Annotated in this window: 25 protein-coding genes and 1 pseudogene; 13 read left to right on the forward strand and 13 right to left on the reverse strand. The window is 35.1% G+C overall.

Annotated features, from left to right (window positions below; translation table 11 throughout):
- Nucleotides 1-247 precede the first annotated feature (247 nt).
- The 4 genes from F4694_RS20520 (at nucleotide 248) to F4694_RS20535 (ending at nucleotide 4,520) form a co-directional block, all read left to right on the forward strand.
- On the forward strand, nucleotides 248-1,318 hold the full coding sequence (locus F4694_RS20520; RefSeq protein WP_179601389.1) for a GerAB/ArcD/ProY family transporter: 1,071 nt from the start codon (nucleotides 248-250) through the stop codon (nucleotides 1,316-1,318).
- The gene (locus F4694_RS20525) at nucleotides 1,315-2,784 is read left to right on the forward strand and encodes a spore germination protein (protein ID WP_179601391.1); all 1,470 of its coding nucleotides are present in this window, start codon (nucleotides 1,315-1,317) and stop codon (nucleotides 2,782-2,784) included. Before F4694_RS20520 ends, F4694_RS20525 begins: the two co-directional genes overlap by 4 nt.
- Nucleotides 2,785-2,787: 3 nt before the next feature.
- Complete coding sequence (locus tag F4694_RS20530) at nucleotides 2,788-3,903, forward strand: Ger(x)C family spore germination protein (RefSeq protein ID WP_179601393.1); 1,116 nt, start codon at nucleotides 2,788-2,790, stop codon at nucleotides 3,901-3,903.
- Nucleotides 3,904-4,076: 173 nt separating this feature from the next.
- Nucleotides 4,077-4,520 (forward strand): cell wall hydrolase, encoded by a 444-nt coding sequence (locus F4694_RS20535; RefSeq protein ID WP_179601395.1) that lies wholly within the window; start codon nucleotides 4,077-4,079, stop codon nucleotides 4,518-4,520.
- Between the two features lie 280 nt (nucleotides 4,521-4,800).
- Here F4694_RS20535 and F4694_RS20540 read toward each other — a convergent pair whose 3' ends face one another.
- Entirely contained in the window at nucleotides 4,801-5,133 is a 333-nt protein-coding gene (locus F4694_RS20540; protein WP_257029330.1) for a DUF3231 family protein, read from the reverse strand.
- A gap of 239 nt (nucleotides 5,134-5,372) precedes the next feature.
- Between F4694_RS20540 and F4694_RS20545 the strand changes: the two genes are divergently transcribed.
- Nucleotides 5,373-5,663: a DUF5316 domain-containing protein gene (locus tag F4694_RS20545; protein ID WP_179601397.1), complete on the forward strand. Its 291-nt coding sequence runs from the start codon at nucleotides 5,373-5,375 to the stop codon at nucleotides 5,661-5,663.
- Nucleotides 5,664-5,760: 97 nt separating this feature from the next.
- Here the strand turns inward: F4694_RS20545 and F4694_RS20550 are convergent, their stop codons facing one another.
- Nucleotides 5,761-6,054, reverse strand: a complete 294-nt coding sequence (locus tag F4694_RS20550) for a hypothetical protein (RefSeq protein WP_179601399.1) — start codon at nucleotides 6,052-6,054, stop codon at nucleotides 5,761-5,763.
- Between the two features lie 83 nt (nucleotides 6,055-6,137).
- Nucleotides 6,138-6,875: an HAD family hydrolase gene (locus tag F4694_RS20555; protein ID WP_179601401.1), complete on the reverse strand. Its 738-nt coding sequence runs from the start codon at nucleotides 6,873-6,875 to the stop codon at nucleotides 6,138-6,140.
- Nucleotides 6,876-7,374: 499 nt separating this feature from the next.
- Here F4694_RS20555 and F4694_RS20560 point away from each other — a divergent pair, with 499 nt between their 5' ends.
- Nucleotides 7,375-8,682: an MDR family MFS transporter gene (locus F4694_RS20560; protein WP_179601403.1), complete on the forward strand. Its 1,308-nt coding sequence runs from the start codon at nucleotides 7,375-7,377 to the stop codon at nucleotides 8,680-8,682.
- Nucleotides 8,683-9,182: 500 nt separating this feature from the next.
- Here F4694_RS20560 and F4694_RS20565 read toward each other — a convergent pair whose 3' ends face one another.
- Nucleotides 9,183-9,434: a hypothetical protein gene (locus F4694_RS20565; RefSeq protein ID WP_179601405.1), complete on the reverse strand. Its 252-nt coding sequence runs from the start codon at nucleotides 9,432-9,434 to the stop codon at nucleotides 9,183-9,185.
- Between the two features lie 408 nt (nucleotides 9,435-9,842).
- On the opposite strand from F4694_RS20565, the gene F4694_RS20570 reads away from it, so the two are divergent.
- Both F4694_RS20570 and F4694_RS20575 read left to right on the forward strand, forming a co-directional pair.
- Entirely contained in the window at nucleotides 9,843-10,358 is a 516-nt protein-coding gene (locus F4694_RS20570) for an AAA family ATPase (RefSeq protein WP_179601407.1), read from the forward strand.
- Between the two features lie 144 nt (nucleotides 10,359-10,502).
- Nucleotides 10,503-10,949 (forward strand): DUF4362 domain-containing protein, encoded by a 447-nt coding sequence (locus F4694_RS20575; RefSeq protein ID WP_179601409.1) that lies wholly within the window; start codon nucleotides 10,503-10,505, stop codon nucleotides 10,947-10,949.
- A gap of 69 nt (nucleotides 10,950-11,018) precedes the next feature.
- Here F4694_RS20575 and F4694_RS20580 read toward each other — a convergent pair whose 3' ends face one another.
- From F4694_RS20580 to F4694_RS20590, 3 genes are all read right to left on the reverse strand, one after another.
- Entirely contained in the window at nucleotides 11,019-11,210 is a 192-nt protein-coding gene (locus F4694_RS20580; protein WP_179601411.1) for a hypothetical protein, read from the reverse strand.
- Between the two features lie 681 nt (nucleotides 11,211-11,891).
- Nucleotides 11,892-12,053, reverse strand: coding sequence for a hypothetical protein (locus F4694_RS20585; RefSeq protein ID WP_179601413.1), 162 nt, complete (start codon nucleotides 12,051-12,053; stop codon nucleotides 11,892-11,894).
- A gap of 186 nt (nucleotides 12,054-12,239) precedes the next feature.
- Nucleotides 12,240-12,395, reverse strand: coding sequence for a hypothetical protein (locus tag F4694_RS20590; protein WP_179601415.1), 156 nt, complete (start codon nucleotides 12,393-12,395; stop codon nucleotides 12,240-12,242).
- Between the two features lie 247 nt (nucleotides 12,396-12,642).
- On the opposite strand from F4694_RS20590, the gene F4694_RS20595 reads away from it, so the two are divergent.
- Nucleotides 12,643-12,933 carry a hypothetical protein gene (locus tag F4694_RS20595; protein WP_218895756.1) on the forward strand — a complete coding sequence of 97 codons (291 nt, stop codon included), beginning with the start codon at nucleotides 12,643-12,645 and terminating at the stop codon, nucleotides 12,931-12,933.
- A gap of 130 nt (nucleotides 12,934-13,063) precedes the next feature.
- Nucleotides 13,064-13,272 (forward strand): annotated as a pseudogene (locus tag F4694_RS32360) (phage infection protein); the annotation flags it as partial.
- Between the two features lie 319 nt (nucleotides 13,273-13,591).
- On the opposite strand, the gene F4694_RS20600 reads toward F4694_RS32360, so the two are convergent.
- A complete protein-coding gene (locus tag F4694_RS20600) occupies nucleotides 13,592-14,026 on the reverse strand; it encodes an Rrf2 family transcriptional regulator (protein WP_179601419.1) in 435 nt (144 codons plus the stop codon).
- 206 nt (nucleotides 14,027-14,232) lie between these two features.
- Between F4694_RS20600 and F4694_RS20605 the strand changes: the two genes are divergently transcribed.
- From F4694_RS20605 to F4694_RS20615, 3 genes are all read left to right on the forward strand, one after another.
- Nucleotides 14,233-15,105 carry an SDR family oxidoreductase gene (locus F4694_RS20605; protein WP_179601421.1) on the forward strand — a complete coding sequence of 291 codons (873 nt, stop codon included), beginning with the start codon at nucleotides 14,233-14,235 and terminating at the stop codon, nucleotides 15,103-15,105.
- A 239-nt stretch (nucleotides 15,106-15,344) separates the two neighbouring features.
- A complete protein-coding gene (locus F4694_RS20610; protein WP_179601423.1) occupies nucleotides 15,345-15,779 on the forward strand; it encodes a GNAT family N-acetyltransferase in 435 nt (144 codons plus the stop codon).
- Nucleotides 15,780-16,072: 293 nt separating this feature from the next.
- On the forward strand, nucleotides 16,073-17,170 hold the full coding sequence (locus F4694_RS20615) for an L-dopachrome tautomerase-related protein (protein ID WP_179601425.1): 1,098 nt from the start codon (nucleotides 16,073-16,075) through the stop codon (nucleotides 17,168-17,170).
- A 153-nt stretch (nucleotides 17,171-17,323) separates the two neighbouring features.
- Here the strand turns inward: F4694_RS20615 and F4694_RS20620 are convergent, their stop codons facing one another.
- The 5 genes from F4694_RS20620 to F4694_RS20640 are packed head-to-tail and all read right to left on the reverse strand — an operon-like array spanning nucleotide 17,324 to nucleotide 19,639.
- Nucleotides 17,324-17,623 carry a spore coat protein gene (locus F4694_RS20620; RefSeq protein WP_179601602.1) on the reverse strand — a complete coding sequence of 100 codons (300 nt, stop codon included), beginning with the start codon at nucleotides 17,621-17,623 and terminating at the stop codon, nucleotides 17,324-17,326.
- An 18-nt stretch (nucleotides 17,624-17,641) separates the two neighbouring features.
- Nucleotides 17,642-17,836 carry a hypothetical protein gene (locus tag F4694_RS20625; RefSeq protein WP_007083743.1) on the reverse strand — a complete coding sequence of 65 codons (195 nt, stop codon included), beginning with the start codon at nucleotides 17,834-17,836 and terminating at the stop codon, nucleotides 17,642-17,644.
- 17 nt (nucleotides 17,837-17,853) lie between these two features.
- On the reverse strand, nucleotides 17,854-18,990 hold the full coding sequence (locus F4694_RS20630) for a zinc-dependent alcohol dehydrogenase (RefSeq protein ID WP_179601427.1): 1,137 nt from the start codon (nucleotides 18,988-18,990) through the stop codon (nucleotides 17,854-17,856).
- Between the two features lie 18 nt (nucleotides 18,991-19,008).
- Nucleotides 19,009-19,377: a spore coat protein gene (locus F4694_RS20635; protein ID WP_179601429.1), complete on the reverse strand. Its 369-nt coding sequence runs from the start codon at nucleotides 19,375-19,377 to the stop codon at nucleotides 19,009-19,011.
- Between the two features lie 16 nt (nucleotides 19,378-19,393).
- Complete coding sequence (locus F4694_RS20640) at nucleotides 19,394-19,639, reverse strand: spore gernimation protein GerQ (RefSeq protein ID WP_179601431.1); 246 nt, start codon at nucleotides 19,637-19,639, stop codon at nucleotides 19,394-19,396.
- Nucleotides 19,640-19,663 lie beyond the last annotated feature (24 nt).

The following is a 19,663-nucleotide window of genomic DNA, read 5'->3' on the forward strand; positions in this document are numbered from 1 at the left end:
AGACCCCCTGATCAATTAATGTTGAAGCATCCATTGATAATGCCGTAGAGGATCATTCGACTGCGTAAAGGATACTAATAATCAGCAGTGGAACCCAAATTTTTGGGGTGTGCTTCATTCTTTCAAATTGTTCACTCGGATTTGTATGAAGTTTTTAAGGATTTGTTATATTGTCCAAAACTGGTAACGAGTACATAACCTATAGTTGGATGGTTAAACTAATCAAAAATTACCATAGGTGGATTTGATGAACCAAAAGCTTATTCATGCTGTTCATATTTATATATTATTAATAATCTCAACAGGTTTCATGGTACATGTTCTAAGTCTTTCTGCTTTATTATCTATTGCAAAGAGAGATTCTTGGCTAAGTGTTATCTCGAGTGCCATTCCAGTCACGATTTGGATTCTTTTAGTTTTTTATATTTATAAAAAACTAAACAATCAAGATTTGATTTCCTTTCTCGAGAAGTCTTTTAGCAAATGGGTGGTTGTTATTTTTTCCGCCATGTTTTGTAGTTACTTTCTACTAACTGCCTTTATGACTCTTAAATTTACGGTTTATTGGGCAAATGATAACTACACAATGGATATTCCAAATTATGTTGTTGTTTTACTGTTTTCGCTCGTATGCTACTACGCATCTGCTAAAGGACTGCGGACGATAGCAACAATGGCCTTTCTGGTACTTCCCTTTGTGATTTTATTTGGAATTTTAGTTGGAGTCGGAAATACTCCAAATAAAGATTATGAGCAATTATTCCCTTTATTTGAGAATGGCTATAAGGGCTTTTTTCAAGGTATAGCCTATGCATGTGCAGGTTTATTTGAAGTTATCCTTATTCTGTTCTTAACTAAAAGTCTTAAAGACAAACTAAAGTTGAAATGGCTCATCTTGGTTGGATTGTTTCTTGTTGGATTATTCTTCGGTCCTTTAGCAGCAGCAATTGCCGAATTTGGTTCAACAGAAGCGGGAAAATTGAGGAATCCCGCATACGAGGAATGGAAATTACTTACAATTGGCCATCATATAACGCGCCTTGATTTTCTTTCTATTTTCCAGTGGCTTTCTGGGGCATATATCCGAATCAGTTTATCATTATTTATAGCCGCAAAAGTTTTATCACCTAAAAACGAAAAAAGGCAGATACTTCCCATCCTTTACATCATTTTAATCGTGGCAGCATGTATTCCTTTGGATTCCACCTCGTTTATTTATTTTATGAAGAATTTTTACTTTCCCATTAGCCTTTTCTTTCAAATTTCCACCATGCTGTTCCTATTACTATTTACAAAACTAAAAGGTGAGAAGTCATGAGAATGCATCAAGCAACTAGTAAAGTCCTCTACATTGACCAATTGAAAAGCTGGTTCGAAAACTCTACCGATATTGTTAGTAAGAAAAGAATATATAAAGAAAAAGCAGCGGCTGTTTCTTTGGAATTCTTGTATTGTTCCAATTTAGTGGATATGAAATATATAAATGAAGTCATTTTTCCAAGTATTCATAGGGTGGTGGAAGAGGAAAATGACTTTAATATTGATCAATTAAGAGTTCTGATCGATGTAGGCGGTCTTAAAGATCAAAACAATGTAAAAAGTGAAGTTGAACAGAAGTTGTTTTCAGGCGAATTAATCATTTTTAGTTATGAATTAAACGATCTTTTTTTTATCCCTGCATCCAGCATTCCAAAGAGAAGCCCTGAAGAATCAAGCTTAGAGCCTTCTGTAAGAGGGCCAAGAGATGGATTTGTTGAAAACATATCGGATAATTTGGCATTAATTCGGCAGAGGTTAAAAACCTCCTCCTTAAAAAGCATCGAATACACGATAGGAGAAAGAAGCAGAACGAAAATACTATTGCTTTATATCGAAGACATTCTGAACCCCTCCATTCTCGAAGATGTAAAGAAACGATTAGAATCCATAAAAATTGATATCGTCGTAAGTAGTTACGAGATTGAAGAGCAACTATATGACAATGTATTTTCTATTTTTCCCCTAATCGACTATATTGGGAGGCCAGACTTTGCGGTCCAATCCTTGAATCAAGGAAGATTCGTAGTTCTGGTTGAAGGGAATCCAACCTGCTTAATCGGCCCGACAAATTTCAATCAGGTTCTTTACTCGCCTGAAGACTTGAATGACAGCTTTTTTTATATTAGTTTTGTTCGTATCTTAAGGATGATTGCAGTGTTCGCCACTATTTATTTACCAGGATTTTACATTTCGTTAATTACGTATCAACTCGATCAAGTCCCTTATTCCCTACTAGCAACAATATCAGTTTCTCGATTGGGGCTCCCATTACCCGCAGCCGCAGAAGCGTTTATTATGTTAATTTTATTTGAATTATTTAAAGAGGGAGGGTTGAGGCTCCCAAAAGCAGTTGGTATGACTGTGACTGTTTTGGGCGGTTTAATTATCGGAGATGCAGCCATTCGTGCAGGATTAACTTCACCAACCATGCTAGTGATTGTGGCCATTACGGTCATCTCGGGATATACACTGATTAATCAAAATATGGCAGGAAATATCGCGATTCTGCGATTTATAGTCTTATTATTTTCAGCCTTCCTAGGATTGTTCGGCTTCTTTCTTTCATTCTTTCTCATTACAACATTGGTGGTTTCTTTGGAAAGTTTTGGTCAGCCCTATATTTCCTATTTGTCCAAACCCCATAAAATGGATATTATAAAAAACTTTGTAAGGTTGCCATACCGTTTTCGAAAGAAGAGAAATCAAGCTTATAGTCCAATTGACCCCGATAGTCAAAAGGAGTAGCGTATGAGGAAAAAATTTTTACTAATGGTAAGTTGCTTGCTTTTAGCCCTTGCTGGTTGTACTGGTATTAAAGATATTCAAAATCAATCGTATATTACGGCTTTGGGACTGGATTATTCCAATGGTGAGTTTATTGTGTTTACTCAATCATTGAATTTTTCCAATATCGCAAAACAAGAGGGGGGTTCCGGACTGTTGCAATCCGCACCCATTTTAATCGGGCAATCAAAGGGAAAAAGTATTCAGGCTGCAATAAGTAAATTAGAGCAAAATGCAGCTTTGCCGCTTTACTATGGCCATGTGAATACCATACTCTTAAGTAAAAATGTGTTGGAGAAAGAATTGCCATTGGTTATTGAATTTATAGGGCAAAATCCCTTCCTCAGATATAACTGCTGGCTTTATGGGACAAACTCAGATATTAAAGAAGTTTTATTAGGTGAGGGATTCTTCAATTATCCATCTTACTATACACTCCTGCATCGTCCAGAACCATTAATTAGAAATAATTTTATTATGCCGATTGAAAAATACAATCGGTTCATCTCCAAATACTATCAAGCGGTCGGTGCCTATATCATCCCCTCTATTGATATTAAGAAAGGGGAATTTCTAGATGATAAAAAACCGATAAATATTGTAACTCTTACTGGCGGCTATGCTATCTCACAGCAAAAATACAAAGGCTGGGTGAGTAAACAAGACATTGTAGGGTTAAAGTGGTTTTCTAAAGAGGCTACTGACATCCCACTCTCTTTATTTAAGGAAAGAGTGAGTGTAACACTCAAGAATCCTAAAGGGACCATTAAAGTACTACAGGGGAGAAATCCGTCCTATCAATTAAACGTAAAAGCCAATGCAGTAGTCGTATATAATGAAGAAAATATGAGTGTAAATAAAATTGAGGAAGAATTATCACAACAAATAAAAAATCAAATTGAAAAAACCTTAAATAAAAGTGATGAACTGAAGGCAGACCTGTTAAATATCAGTGAAAAACCATATCGATATCAAAACAAAACATGGGATAAAAATACAATCAACGATTTTAAGAAAGATTTAATAAAGGACATAAGAGTAAAGGTGATCATTAAAGAAACGATAAATTATAAGCGTTAAAACTTGTTTGTATATAAATAGTACAGGGTTGACTTCGTTTTCAGTATTTATAACAGTGCCCGAAGACCACCTGCGATAATCCGGGTGGTTTTGTTTAGTCAACTAAGGTACATATAATTAAAAATAACATGAATGCAGCATTTTTTTCATACAATATTTTGGGAGGTGATAAAATGCCAAGAGTAAGGGCTAGAAGTCATGAAGTAGATGAAATGGCAAGAATGATGAGAGCAGAAGCAGAAGGTGAAGGACCGCAAGGAATGTTATATGTTGGAAATGTAATAATAAATCGTGTTGTAGCAGAATGCTTAGATTTCAAAAGAGTAAACAATATTCATGATGTAATATTTCAGGTTCAAGGAGGGAATTTTTCTTTTGAAGCAGTGCAAAAAGGGAATGTATTTTATCAAAGATCAAGAACAGCTGAAAGAAGATTAGCACAACAAAATATAAATAGTTGGAGAGATCATCCTGCGAAATTTGCTCTTTGGTATTTTAATCCAACGGCGCCAGGGTGTCCTCCTACATGGTACGATCAACCTCATACTGGTGCATTTAAAGAGCATTGTTTTTATGAACCAAAACCTGGAACATGTGATAGTGTTTATAGAGGTTAAGCTTACTCTTTGAGTAAGCTTATTTTACATATTCAGAATACTTACACAAAGATTGATGGTTACACGACCCCCGGCACTTTCATGTTTATAATAAGAGACTTGGTATGCTTATCATCTTCTTTTTTAACTGGATTCCTGAATTTTCGAATAAGCTGATGGTAAGAAGACCCTACTGTGATTCCATTATTATGAAGAGGCTTCTTCATAAAAAAAGTAAGCACCAAGTATGTGCTTACTTTTTTTATGAAAATGACAACTTATTCAATTGTTGTTTATTAATTTATTTCGGTATTTTCATCACATCATCGTTATATGCCATATTCATATTAATGGTGTACATACCCATGCTTACTTCTTTTAATATTCGCAGGAACATAATGTCGAATCCATTATCGAATAACTTGGGGGCTTCTAAATTTACATCTTCTTTTTTAAATCCAGCGGGAATAGCCACACCCTGTTGTTTAAATATTTTCTCAATTTCTAATACGTAATAATGTAACTCTTGCCAAAAGCCTCCCAATATATTCCTCGCCTCGTCATCATCGGCTTTTTTGATGCAATATTCTAATATTCTCTCATAATAAGAGTTTTTTCTTGGTATGTAAGCCAAAGAGTTCCTACCTCTGACGCACTTATAGGATTTTTTAAAATCAAAAGAATCCCACCTTTATCTAATTAATATTATTATTACCAATGAAATGGTAAATATATTTAATTTACAAACAAACGAGTGCTTTTGTCAGTTTAAGAAATGTTTTGGAGGATAATTGTGTTTATAAAATTCTCATAATCATATAAATAATATAATGATTGGAAATTAAAGTAACATACCATAGGGGTGTGTAATTTATGAAGAAATTAATTATAGGACTTTGTATCGTGGTGGTTGCTCTTTTAATTTCATTTATTTCAAGCGATTTCACTTTGTTGTATAAAATAACTGGGGCTATCGCATTCATTTCACTGATAGTAAGTGCCTTGTTATCTGGGGCGTTCTTGGATGGGGAGCGATTGGGGAGAAATCTACAATCTGAATCAAAAGAGGATAGAAATCAAAGATTTACACTAACTAATTCTATATTATTAATCGGCTTACCGAATTTATTAATTTCAGTGGTTTCCTATTTTCTAATGAAATAAATCGAGTAAAGTTTTCTATTTCCTCTTTCTTGTTAAACTAAATCCGTTTGGTAATAGACAAAATGGGAAAGCAGGGTACACCTTTCCCATTTGCTTTTTATTGTTTTACGCCATCTGGATAATTACTCACATAATGTTTGTCACCCATATGTTTAAAATCCTCAATGGTTTTTTCTAATTCAACGATAAGGATTCGTTTTACATCATGCATACTTCTGTAAAAAGTATGTTCCTTATCTCCATTTGGTTTAATCCCAGCGAGTGAGTTTAAAGATACTATCCGTCGATGCTCATCCACTAATATATCAATTGCTTCGAGTACATGCTGTGTATATTTTACTATTTCTTTGTGTTCCGTTTGGTCCTGAAGCTTTTTAATATGTTTATCCACTTTGTGTCCCTCCATTTTTGTCATTGTTATAAAAGTATCATCCCCAAACTGTTGCAAAAACCAAGTTGGGATTTTTTTATCCACTACATTATTTGATTTTGGCTACGTTTAGCAATTACTTCAGGAACTTGTTGAAGTGAATCTACAGTTAAAAAAACACTTTTATGATCAACGTTAACTTCAACCATGTTATATTGCCATTCATTTTCTGCTGGAATGTAGATAGCATGGATATCCAATTCCAGTGCTGGGACAATATCAGTTCTTAATGAATTTCCAACCATCCATGTTACATCAGGGTCCGCTTTAATCGTTTTTAAAATATCAGATAGAGCTGTTGTATCTTTATGTTCCGAAATAAAAATCCGATGTTCAAAAAATGTAGTCAATTCTAACTGGGTAATTTTTCGGCGTTGATTCGCCTCATCTCCTCCTGTGTGCAAATACAATTCATGTCCCTCTTCTTTTAAACGTTGTAGCGTTTCATTCATGTGTGGAATAGGTTCAACGGGGATATCGAATACCTTATAACCCAACTCTCTTAAATATTGGATTTCATCCTTTTTCTTTTCCCGCCCAGCTAAGTCGCAATAGTATTGATAAGTACCAACAAATGACTCGGGAAACCGATCTGATTTTAGACCGTGCTCACTAATCGCTGCAACATCAAGTTGAAGCTGCTTCTGCTTTATATCTTCCGCTTTAATTGAGTCAAACCACACCATCATTTGGTCAGCGAACTGGTTTATTACTAGATTAAAATATCTATTACAGTAAGATAACGTATCATCAAGGTTAAATAAGATGTTTTGTTTTTGCATTTTTTACTCCTTTTCAAATATAGCTTTACCTATTGTTCCACTATTAAAAGTTAATATTACAGATAAAGTAAGCAATATATCAGAGCTATTCGTTTAATGTGAAGGTGACTGAAAGAGGGATTATTCATTTGGATATTGTATCTCTTTAAGGAATTTCTTTACATCGTTGTTAATAATAAATTATAATTTGAATGGATAATTAAGATTATTTAAAAAGTTTCAGGAAGAGGAGGTGTAAGGAAATGCTTAATGGTTTACGTTTTATAGTTAATTGTATAGTAGAAGGTCGTTCCATCTCTTATGTATTTATGTCTACCGGGAGCAGTGTGCCCTGTGTTAACTACAAAACGACGGATCAACCATAAGTTTTCCTTACCCATTCTTTCATTTAATCAAAAGGCTGTGGGCAGGTTTAACTTGCTCACGGCTATTTGTGCTTTTTAATCAGTAAAAAACTAAGTCTGACAAAATGGATGTCAGTGAGAAATGAGGAAAAAAATTGAAAATGACTTTACAGGCTTATCGGAAGATGGATCGTAATATTTGGATTCGTTTTATTGGTGAATCGATTAATGGTATTGCGATGATGATGTTAATGCCTTTTTTTGCCTTATATATGAGTGATAAGGTCGATCATTTTTGGCAAGTTGGTGTTGTTATGGCAATGGGGCCAATTGCCGGAGTAATTGGTTCGTTAATAGGTGGAAAGCTTGCGGATCAATATGGAAGAAAGCCTATTATGATTGTTTCAATGGTTGGAAATGGGCTGGTTATGCTTGGTTTTATTTTTTTTGATGGCTTCTATCCTTTCTTAATAATATCGAGTTTTTTTGGTCTGTTTAATTCTCTTTTTCATCCTGCTGCATCAGCCATGGTCGCGGATGTGACGGATGAAGAGGGAAGAACGGAAGCATATGGTTTACTGCGGATGGGACACAATATTGGAGCGGCAATCGGGCCACTGCTTGGGGCATCCGTTGTGTTTTTATCAAAATCAGTTATTTTTATGATTGCTGCTTCATCTGTTTTTATTTATTCCCTTTTTTTAGCTCTCTTGCTTTCCGAAACACTGCCGAAAAGTGAACGAAAAAAGGAAACGAAAAATCTTGATGAAAAAGAGAAACTGCCATCTATTTTTACAGTGCTCGTCAAAGATAAAATTCTATTTTTCTATATTATGACGGGCATTGTGATTTCGATGGGATTCTCACAAACGGAAGGGATGCTTCCACTGCATTTTGATCAACAATTGCCGGCACTTTCCGATGCCCAAAATCCATATCCTTATTTAATGGCATTTAACGGGGCGCTGGTCGTATTCTTCCAATTTGCAATATCGAGATGGGCAAGTAAGCGCAAGCTTGGAAAAGTCATGCTATATGGTTCGGTTTTATTTGGTTTTGGGCTGCTTGCAGTAGGATGGCTGCCAATCTTTTTTACAAAACTCCAGTTTTCCTATTGGAGTATTCTTTTAGTTCTTATCATTATCTATGGAATCTACACACTAGGGGAAATGCTCTTATCTCCGGTTCAAATGACATTTGTCGCGAATATCGCACCTGAACATTTACGTGGTACCTATATGGGGGCTGCAAGTCTTCAGTGGATCGTTGGCAGTGCAGTAGGTCCCATTCTTGCAGGTTTTTTACTGGATGATCATCTTGGTCAGGTTCTATTTACCGTTCTAGGAATAGGTTGTATCGTTGCCGGTATTATTTATCTATCACTTGATAAATGGGTTTCCGAAGCCAAGGAAAAAAATCAAACCCTTCATGTTAATAAGGAAGTTACAGCAGAACGAATGTAATATAGTTTGATAAAGTTTAGGTAATTCAAAAAGGGGCTCGATTCTATATTAAGAATAGGGCTCTTCTTTTTTATGTTAAGGTTTTTATAGTTTTGGCTCTGTTTATAATGTTTTTGGATTCTCTGAGGTAAGAGAATTCATAGGCGGAGAATTTCCGGCTAATGTAAATGGATACAGCTTAAGAGGCAGATATAAGCGGAGATATTCCTGTTACCTGCTCTAAATTTGGCAAAAATTAAAGATTTGGATCAGATAACCGGAAAATCTTCCCTTATTTTTAAGGAAATTGAGGCATTTCCCAATTTAACCGGAATTTTTCCGTTTATTTTTAGTTCTAGATAAGGGGCAAAAGATTGACGAGTGTGAACTAGAGGAGTTTGACAAGAGCATTTTGTATAAATTGGCGATAAAGCTAACGGTATAGGACGACGGCTATTTTAAAGTGATTAACAGGATTTATACATTACACTAATCAGTACCAATTGTTGAAAGGATCTTCGTTAATGACTGCTATTATATTCACTGCCAACCTTAGGTTTAGTAAAAACCTTCCCATTGTTTAACTCACACCAATCTTCTAATTCTTCATAATTTTCCTTGATTCCATACTTTGCTAAAAAATCTTCTTTTGTTTCGAATACTTCCAATAAACCATCTTCTATTAATGATATCATTTGAAAAGGGTTTAATTCAAAAACTTTAGAGACAGCTATTAATTCACCTATATGAACAATATTAGCGATATTTTCCATTACTTCATCTCCTTTTACATTTAGAGTTATGCCTTGTTCATTCCTCACTTTATAGATAAAAACATAACCTCGCTGTTATTATTTTCAGTTTTTTCGGTACTATGTAATACTTCACTAATGTCGTACAAAAATGGAAGATTGAACTTATGCTGGCGGTGCCTTTAGAACATTTTTTAAGCTTGTGTATTCTTTTGAACAATCTACAAAATATCGAAAATCACCACGCTTCAGATAAAACAGCTAATAGTTGATTTGAAAGAAATTTGGAAGGAATTAAGTGGGTGAAATCGCTGCTGCTGTCTTTTCTTGCTGTGTCATCGGGGATGTTTAGTAGTGAAAAAAAGAGGAGACATCTACATCAATATAGAATAAGTATTTAAATGTATTAATTGATGTGGGTGGTCTAATTTGAAAAATAATATACCTAAAAAAATACATATTATTGGTTCTGTTGGAAGTGGAAAAACAACATTAGCAAAAAAATTATCCACAAAGTTAAATATCCCATTTTATGAATTGGATAATGTTGTTTGGAAAAGGAAAAAATCTGGAGATATAAGAAGAACAGATGAAGAAAGAGAAACAAATTTGCACTCTATTATTGATTCTGAAACTTGGATTATTGAAGGAGTTCATAATGAGGATTGGGTGGCGAGTAGTTTTCGAAATGCTGAATTGATCATTTACCTAGATACAAAATATTCAATAAGAACCTATCGTATAATAAAGAGGTTTGTATTACAAAAACTTGGATTAGAAAAATCAAATTACAATCCTACAATAAATATTTTCTTTAAAATGTTTAAATGGAATAGACACTTTGAACAAGTTGGCAAACCTAATTTTTTTAATAAGTTTGGAATATACAGTGAGAAATTACTAGTTGTAACAAATAAAAGAAGTATTGAGAATTACTTCAAGTAATGGAGCGCATTTATAATTCAGCTGCCATTTGGAGGCTGTTTTTATGCTGCTAACGGTAGGTTAGTAGAACCCACGTGGATATTTTCACACTTAAAGTTATTCTAATGAAATGGACTTAGATAGAAATTTCGTTTGGAGGGGAAAGTGAAGAGAGTTCTATTGATAATAATTTTACTTACTATTGTAGTTAGCAGTTTTGGTTGTTCAAGCGGAGCATATAATTCAGAGGAAGCAATTAAAAGAGGCGACATTGTTTATCATGCTAAAGTCGCTAATATAGAGAGGTTTGAACAGTTTTTAATTAACCTATCCAACAAAAAAGAAGACACTATACGAGTTACAGGCTATACAGACGAAGGAGACCCCATTTTCCAAGACCTGCGATTTGATGGGAAGGTTATTCAATATACTTATGATAATTCAAACGATGAGTATGCTGGAAAAGATAAAGGAATAGAAAAAGATGTTTGTACAGAAATAATTAAGAAGGAAAATGAACAAAGTGATGTTGAATTTTTAATTAGTGGCTGTTCAAAAGGAAATGACCGATTTCTAATTAGTGTAGATAAAGATAAATTAAAACTCAATTGACCGAGAATTTAAACAAAATAATAAATAAAAAGAGCATTAGTTTTCAAAACCGACACTCTTTTTGATGTTTCATTTATATCGGTTATTGTTTAAGGCGTTTGCTTGTACTTGCTTTTTTTTTATGAATGAAGCCGCAATCGCTATAATCCCAAACCCTATTATCTTAATAGTTATATTGCCTAAATAGCTTATATCCTCAACTGTTGTTGCCGTTAAAATAGAACCGATAAGAATAAATGGAAATGCAATTAACCACCTCATTTTTTCAATCCTCCACTCTAAAAAAAGCAGGTTTTATGGGTTTCAGCATATTGAACAGTATTATTAAATTGGAATATTTTGTTAACTTAAGTTTATCATAGAACATGTTGGTGGAGAACTTTGAATGTTTAATTTCTTTTATGTAATATCTAATTGTTTGTATTAGCATGGAACTCAAAAGTACTTTTAGTTTAATGAGGAATACATATTAGAAACTGGTGTGGTGTCACTGGACAAGCAACCGTATGTAGCATAGATGAGAAAATATATTTAATTAAAATGCGGCGGTCGTACTTTTTCACTGAACCCTTGTTTTTATAAGCTTGTGTTGCACTAGCCGAGCAGGCTTCTTCTATAGTGGAATTTTTTTAATGGCAATAGCCATACAAGGAATAATAGGAGGGGGATTTATTGCCGATTTTGTATAGTTCTTTTGCAGGGTTTCTGTTCTTAATGGTTGGTATTTTTGCTTTTTTTCCTCCTCCAAAATTGCCTTGGGTAATGAGATTTTTTATTGTTTTTATAGGTGTAGGAATTACTTTATATTCTCTACTAAGAATTTTCGGCTTAATTTCTTCTTAAAAGTAACCAGTGGTTGAGTTGGTCAAGGGGTTGCTGCCGCAACCCTTGATTCTTGTTACCACTAAAAAGTTGTTTCGTTTGCATAAGGAAAGTGGTTAGTTAATTAAACCTTCCAGCAGTATCGCCATTGCTCAAATTAGTAGGATCCGTTTCTTTAACAGATTTATTAGCTTCCTTGTCAGTACCTTTATTAGAATATTCGTATTCCACGTCTCTATCCATATTGCTTACTGCGTTTTTTAAAAACTCCTGCTTTCTCATGGGTTGCACGCCTCCTATTTTTCTTTTTTTCTTAGCTTAACCAATTATGGATTTATCATTTGTTGGAAAATTTCTATGGTTATAAAAGGTAAGGTAAATTGAAGAAGGGATGAAAAAACAGAAGGACAGATTAAACTACCAACCTGTCCTTTTTCCGTAGTAGAAACCGTTACTTGATGACTGAAATTAAACATCATCCTCTCGGATAGTGACTACATTTTCATGACCACATCGGTTACATATAAACCAAGTTGCAATATATCCCCATCCATCGGGTCTCTGATTTGTTTCTTCATAAACGTGACCTTTTAATTTACAGTTGATTTTCGCTAAAATACCCATGATAAAAACCTCCTTCAATTAAAAGTTGATTTTTTATTTTTTTAAATTTATGCTCCAATGCTTGTCATCGTTGTTTTAAGTTTTCACTACAATCATTACAAAGAATGAAATTATCTGGAATGGATCTACTTTCTTCGTATACAACGCATAACAGATTGGAGGGGACTAAAAAAATTGTGAAGTATTACACTTAAAGTAACGAAGCAGTTTACTTCGAGAAGGAAGAGTTTTATGTTAAAATTTGGATATGAAAGAGACAGGAGGGGGATACATTTTGGGGAAAGTTATTTTAATATTATTGCTTTTGATCAATATTTCCTACTTAGTTAGTTTTCTTGCTTTCTTTGGGGCTTCATTATTAAATAATTTATGGCTCGGTACTTTTATAGTTAGTTTAATATTATCTTTTTATTATTTAATGCGTACTAGAAAACAAAAGGGCTACACGCCTTATTTATCAATTGCAGTAATAAGTTTTAGTATGGGTTCGTTTGGACTTTACGCTTTTATATACTATCTCTCCAATCTATTAGGATAGATATTCAATTTAAGGAGCTGCTGTTACGACAGCCTTTTTGTTTTGAGCTAAAGGAGCAGGTTAGTCGAAGAAAAAATTTTTAACTTGTTCCACAATCTGGCCATTTGATGGAGCAAGACCTATTGAGCTCTCAGCGGTAGCTGTGTTTCAGCCACTAGGGATGGCAAGCTTACCAAGTGCAGCTATTATTTTCTTCGCTGTCAGCAAACTATCAATTACTAATCGAAAAGAGAACCTTGTTAAAAGAGAATGCAAATTTTGGTTGGTGCTATTGTAGGAGTAGTCATTGGATTTAGATTAACTTGGTTGGCAGATGGATTAGTAGGATTAAATATCCCGCGGTGACCATTGCTTGTAACGTCAACAGAAATGATGTCTCCATTTTATCGGGATTGGGTTACGTATCCTCCCCGGCTTATATGAGAAAGGGTAATGAACAAAAGCAATTGTCACCTTGGGGAACTTGGAATGACACTTTACTAAAAGAGAGATTAGATGAAGGCTGGACATAAGATAATTGGATTTAGTTCTTCATCTACGTGGCGTTCTACAAAATGTGGGACGCTTTTTTCTTATTGAAGTAACTGGGCAGGGAGTTGAAGAACAAAGAGAAGAGGCTTTCCCATAAGGAGTCAGACACCTTATGGGAAAGCCTTTTTTAACAGATATTTTCTTTAGTAGCAATATCCTTCACAACATCTTCTAAAGTAACATTTCTTAAAACCTTTTCCATTGCAAATTGAGCTGCTGCGAATAAGGGTTCAATTGTATTCTGGATGTTCCTGCCTACGGGACAATCAGGATGTGGACTTTCATGTATACTAAACAATTCTTTCTCCTGTACAACATTCACTGCCTTATAAACATCGAACAATGTAATATCAGATAATTCCTTTGCGAGTTTAGCCCCTGCAATACCTGGATGTACCTCTATCAAACCAGCTTTTTTTAACATTCCCATTAGTTTTCTTATCACGGCTGGGTTCGTGTTAACACTTGAAGCTAAAAATTCAGAAGATGTTACTCCTTCTTTATTAAATTCAATTAGAGTCAATATATGAATTCCGACAGCAAATCGGCTGCTAATGGACATGTTTTTCACCACCCCTATTAACTTTTCCGTTATTGATTTTATTACTTCATCATGTAATTAATTTGATTACAAGTTTATTATACCAAATTACGAAAAAAATAATAAATAGCATTATGCATACATGTTGACAAATCGATTACATGTAATTAAAATTATTACATGTAATCGATATTGTTACAGGTAAATCTGAATTGGAGGAAGACAAAATGAAAATATTAGTTACAGGAGCAACAGGGAAATTAGGTTCAAAGGTTGTAGAATCATTATTGAAATCTATACCTGCAAAAGAGTTGGCAGTAAGTGTTAGAAACCCAGAGAAAGCAGAAGGACTTCGTAGTCGTGGGGTGGAAGTTCGTCATGGAGATTTTGATCAACCAGAAACATTAGAAAATGCTTTTAAAGGGATTGACCGCTTATTAATTATTTCTGCGGATGGTGACAATGAAACGAGAATTCGTCAACATACTAATGCTGTCCAAGCAGCTGATCATGCAGGGGTAAAATTTATTGCTTATACAAGTTTAGCAAATGCAACAGAAAGCAAAAATTTAATGGCTCCTCCTCATGTTGCGACAGAAGCAGCCATCATCAAGACAGGTATCCCATATTCTTTCTTGCGTAACAATTGGTATTTGGAAAATGAAATTGGAAGCATTCAAGGAGCTATGGCAGGAGCTCCTTGGGTAACATCTGCTGGAGAAGGTAAGGTAGGCTGGGTACTGCAACAAGATTACGCAGATGCAGCGGCAGCAGTTCTTGTTGGAAGTGGTCACGAAAATACAGTATATGAACTTTCTGGTCCACTTTTAACTCAAGAAGAATTGGCAGCTGCTCTTGGTAATGTATTGGGTAAAGAAGTACCAGTACAACAAGTTAGTGACGAAAAATATGCAGAGATCATGAAAGGCTTAGGTTTACCTGATTTTGTGATTCCGATAGTAGTAGGAATCCAAGAAAGCATTCGGAACGGTTCACTAGAAGTTGAAAGCAATGACTTTAAGAAAATTCTTGGTCGTCCAGTTGCTCCAATCAACGAATCACTGACCCAACTTGTTAATGCAATTTCACAAACAAAATAAAAATCAATTTGAAAACCGACTTTAAGTCGGTTTTTTTTGCTGAATTATTCAGTTGTAATTCGAAAAAGGAAATTAAACATGAAAAATAATTATCAGATTGTTAAAAAATATACTTAAACTAATCGGTGCTTTGATCTAAGAAGGATTAACGCTTCTCTTTTGTTGAAGATGTTGTACTACGTGGCAGTTTACTTGAATAAAAGGTATAAATTAGTCGATAAAATTGGGGGGTGGAATGAATGGGGATAAGAAAAGCGAAGGTTGAGGATTGGAAGCAAATTTCTTTGTTATTAAACCAGTTGGACTATCCAGATACGGAATCATTTATAAAGGAAAAAGTTGAAATACTTCTTATGGATCCGAATGAGGTGTTATTAGTGTTTGAAGAAGATCAGAGTGTTATAGCTTTAATTTCGGTTCATTTTATTCCTCAATTAGCTGTAAAAGGAGATTTTGCAAGGATAAGTTACTTTGCAGTTGATAAAAACATTAGAAGTAAGGGGATAGGGCGTAAGATTGAAGAATATTGTACTGGTTTAGCTATAAAAAGAAATTGCGATAGAATCGAAGTGCATTGCCATTCAAGGAGAAAAGATGCACATAGGTTTTATATGCGGCAAGGGTTTACGGAATCCCCAAAATATTTTATTAAAATGTTACCTCAATCTGACTAATATCCGTATGTTTGTTCAACTAACGGAGGCAAGAATTAAGAACAGAGCTGTCATTGAGGCAGCTTTTTCTTATTAAGCTAACGGTGCAGATTAGTTTAAAAAGGAATTCAGAAATTTCTTCATCTGGTCATTTGCTTCTAAAGCAAACACAGTTTCAAGACTGACTTATTAAATTTCGAAAACAATCAATTCCATCATCTTTTCGTTTAGAAAAACTTATTAAGAAACATGCACTAGAAAAAATATAAATCATATATAGGTGATATCCCGTTTAAACGGGTGAGGAGGATATCATGAAACCTATGCTACCTAGTGAAAAATATTTCGGTAAATTAGAACTAGTTTATGCATTTTATGGCACTATGCCTACCGGAGTTAGTGTTTCAGAAACTGGTCGTATTTTCATTTGTTTTCCGAAATGGGGAGACGATGTTAAATTTACGGTGGCGGAAATTGTTGAGGATAAATTGCAGCCTTATCCTAATTTACAAACCAATTTGGTTAACCCCGAGAATATCAAAATGACTTTCATCAGTGTCCAAAGTGTAGTTACTGATGGAAGGGGAACGCTTTGGGTATTAGATACAGCGGCACCCAATTTTTCTGAACCTATTAAAGGTGGGGCAAAATTAGTCGCTGTTGATTTAGAAACCAATACAATAAGAAAAGTATATACTTTTACAGAAGATGTTGTCCTGCCTACAACTTATCTGAATGATGTCCGTTTTGATTTTCGTGTTGGAAAAGCAGGTTATGCCTATATAACCGATTCTTCTTCACGAGGACCAGGAGCTATTATCGTCGTAGATTTATCAAATGGAAACGCGTTTAGACGGTTAAATGGGGCAAATTCAACTTCACCCGATCCCTATTTTTTACCGAAAGTAGAAGGTCAAATTTTAATGAATCGAAACAAAGACGGTTCAACTTCTCCATTTAGATTGGCGTCTGATAGTCTTGCGATTTCTCCTGATGGAAAGATATTATATTTTGCTCCACTAACCAGTCGTCATTTGTTCTCTATCTCAACAGAAGCCCTGAGAGACAGAACGATACCGGACATGGATTTACCTTATCATGTGAAGTATTGGGGAGAAAAAGGTGCGTCTGATGGAATGATCACCGATACAAAGGGAACTGTTTATGCTGGAGATTATGAAAACAACAGTATCCGTAAGATATTGCCAAATGGCATAATAGAAACTATCGCACATGATCCGAGAATTTTGTGGCCGGATACTTTTTCAATTGGTCCGGATCAATATTTGTATGTCATTGTGAACCAATTACATCGACAGCCTAGATTTCATTATGGAAAAGACTTACGACAGAAACCTTATAGTTTACTTCGTATCAAAATTGATGAATTTCCTGCTCCGACCATTTCATAATAAAAATAGTCAATTAATTGTTTTCATTATATAGTGTAAAACAAATACGAGTATGCAAGAAGTATTAACTTTATTTACTTCTGCCAAAACAACTCAAAATGGTTTAATAGGAACAGTTTATTTGGTGAGTATTAAACTGTTCCTGGAAAATTTTTATAATGTCGGTAAGTTCAATGCTGTATTGATATTATTTAAATCCAAACTGATCTGTTCGTTTGTATTCCAAGCATGGTACCATCCTTTTTCTACCATATATGCGGATATTATTTCATGCATATCCAGAGCTTCCACTAAATGGCGAGTGAGAATTTCTTTAATTTCCGGTGTTCCTGATTCTGTTACTGCCATGGCATAATTTCTAACTCCACTTTTAGCTGAAATGAGTAGGTCCATTGCAACGACTTGATCCGATAGTCCGTCCATGCCAGTTAAAGTTTCAATGATTGGATTCATGTTCATTCATCTCCTAATTTACTGCTTAGCGTTGGAAAGGATAGAAGCATATTCTTGTAATTGTCTCGTAGATACATCAATGTCTTGCTGCATAATATCTTTTAATAGCTGATCTGTAACTAACGCTTTCATCGTTTTGGATTTAGTTAAACAAGTGGTCTTAAATGCAGCCATCTCATGGACCTCAAGAACTTCATGTAAGGCGTAGTTCATTTTTTATACCTCCTTCCTCAAGGTTTCAATATGACTTTTATACAATCATCCATTTTTGTGTCAAAAATCTCATAGCCATGCTTTGCTTCACTAAGTGGAAGTACATGAGTCACGACATCTCCTGGATCAATTTTTCCTGTCGAAACTAATTCAAACATATATGGCATATAGTGAATCACAGGTGCTTGCCCAGACCGGATATTGATATTTCGCTGCATAATATCTCCAAGAGGGAAACCATTATATCTGCCGCCGTAAACGCCAGTAACTTGAATTGTCCCGCCTTTACGCACTGCTTGTGAAGCCATGATAAACGCACTTAATGCTCCGCCTTGAAGCTTCATTCCGCTCGCAAGGAACTCCATATCAGTCATTTTACCGTCCATACCAACTGCATCAATGACAACATCCGCACCTCCTTTGGTGATTTCCTTCAGGTAACTTCCTACATTCTCATGGTCCTCAAAGTTAACAATTTCTACTTTGTTGGTGCGCTTGGCGTGCTGCAGGCGATAATTGACATAATCAACGGCAATGACTCGCTTTGCCCCTTTTAGCCAACAGAATTTTTGAGCAAAAAGACCAACCGGACCACAGCCAAGAACAATAACTGTATCTCCATCCTTTACGCCTGCATTGTCAACAGTCCAAAAACCAGTAGTCATCGCATCGGCAATAACTGTTAACTTTTCATCTGGTTCTTCACAAGTCTCTGGAATTTTGAAATGAGTAAAGTTGGCAAATGGCACTCTTAAATATTCAGCTTGCCCACCTGGATAGCCCCCCGTCGTACCAGAATATCCGAAATAGGCACCCATATCACCATTATCATTAGAATTATCACATTGGCTTTCCAAATGGTTTTTACAATAAGAGCATTCACCGCATGCTATATTAAAGGGGATAATTACTCGATCTCCCTTTTTTAGCTTAGTCACACCTGGACCAACTTCTTCAACGATTCCCATTGGTTCATGGCCAATAACATAGTTTTCTTGCAGGTTAGGAATCATGCCATGAATTAAATGTAAATCAGACCCGCATATAGCTGTACTCGTTACTTTAATAATCATGTCATCTGGTTTTTCAATCTTTGGATCTGGAACTTCTTTGACTACAACATTTTTAATACCTTGATATGTTACTGCCTTCATTTGTTACAGCCTCCAGTGTTAGTGATCATCAGGTGTCCGGTCAAACATACCTTTTCTATTGGTCTCAACAGGGAATAGATTCATTTTCCCAATCATCAATGTATTGTTGGCAGAGAGTTGATCTAGTTTATACTGTTCACTTAGTTCGTATGGATGGAACCATTTTTTATTAATCATTAGTTCTGTAATTTCTTGGTGCATGGCAATCCCTTGCATTAACTGGTTTCGTAAGAGGGTTCTAACATCAGGTGATGCAGACTCCGTTAATGCAACAGCAATATTGCGAACACCCTCTTTGGCACGAAGGAGGAAATCCATGGCAAATGTGGTATCAGCTATCTCAGGTACATGTAACGAGTTTATAGGGTCTAAATAGTCATTATTCAATGAATTTTCCTTCCTTTCAATTTATTATTGGTGTTGGCCGGTTTGGAGGAACAGGAGCTTCAAAAGGTGCACGTTGATAGATTGCCTGTAATTCTACAAGCGCTTGCATGGATTGTTCAACATCTTTTTGCATTAATGCTCTCAAATCATGATCAAATACAAGTCCTTGCATTAGTTTTGATTTCGCTAAGCATAGGGTTTTAAAATTAATAACTTCATGTAGATCCAAAGACTCATGATGGGCTAATTTTTGAATGTCCATTTTAGGTTACCTCCTTATTAACTT

Source organism: Neobacillus driksii, assembly GCF_013409995.1.
Taxonomy (GTDB): Bacteria; Bacillota; Bacilli; order Bacillales; family Cytobacillaceae; genus Neobacillus; species Neobacillus driksii.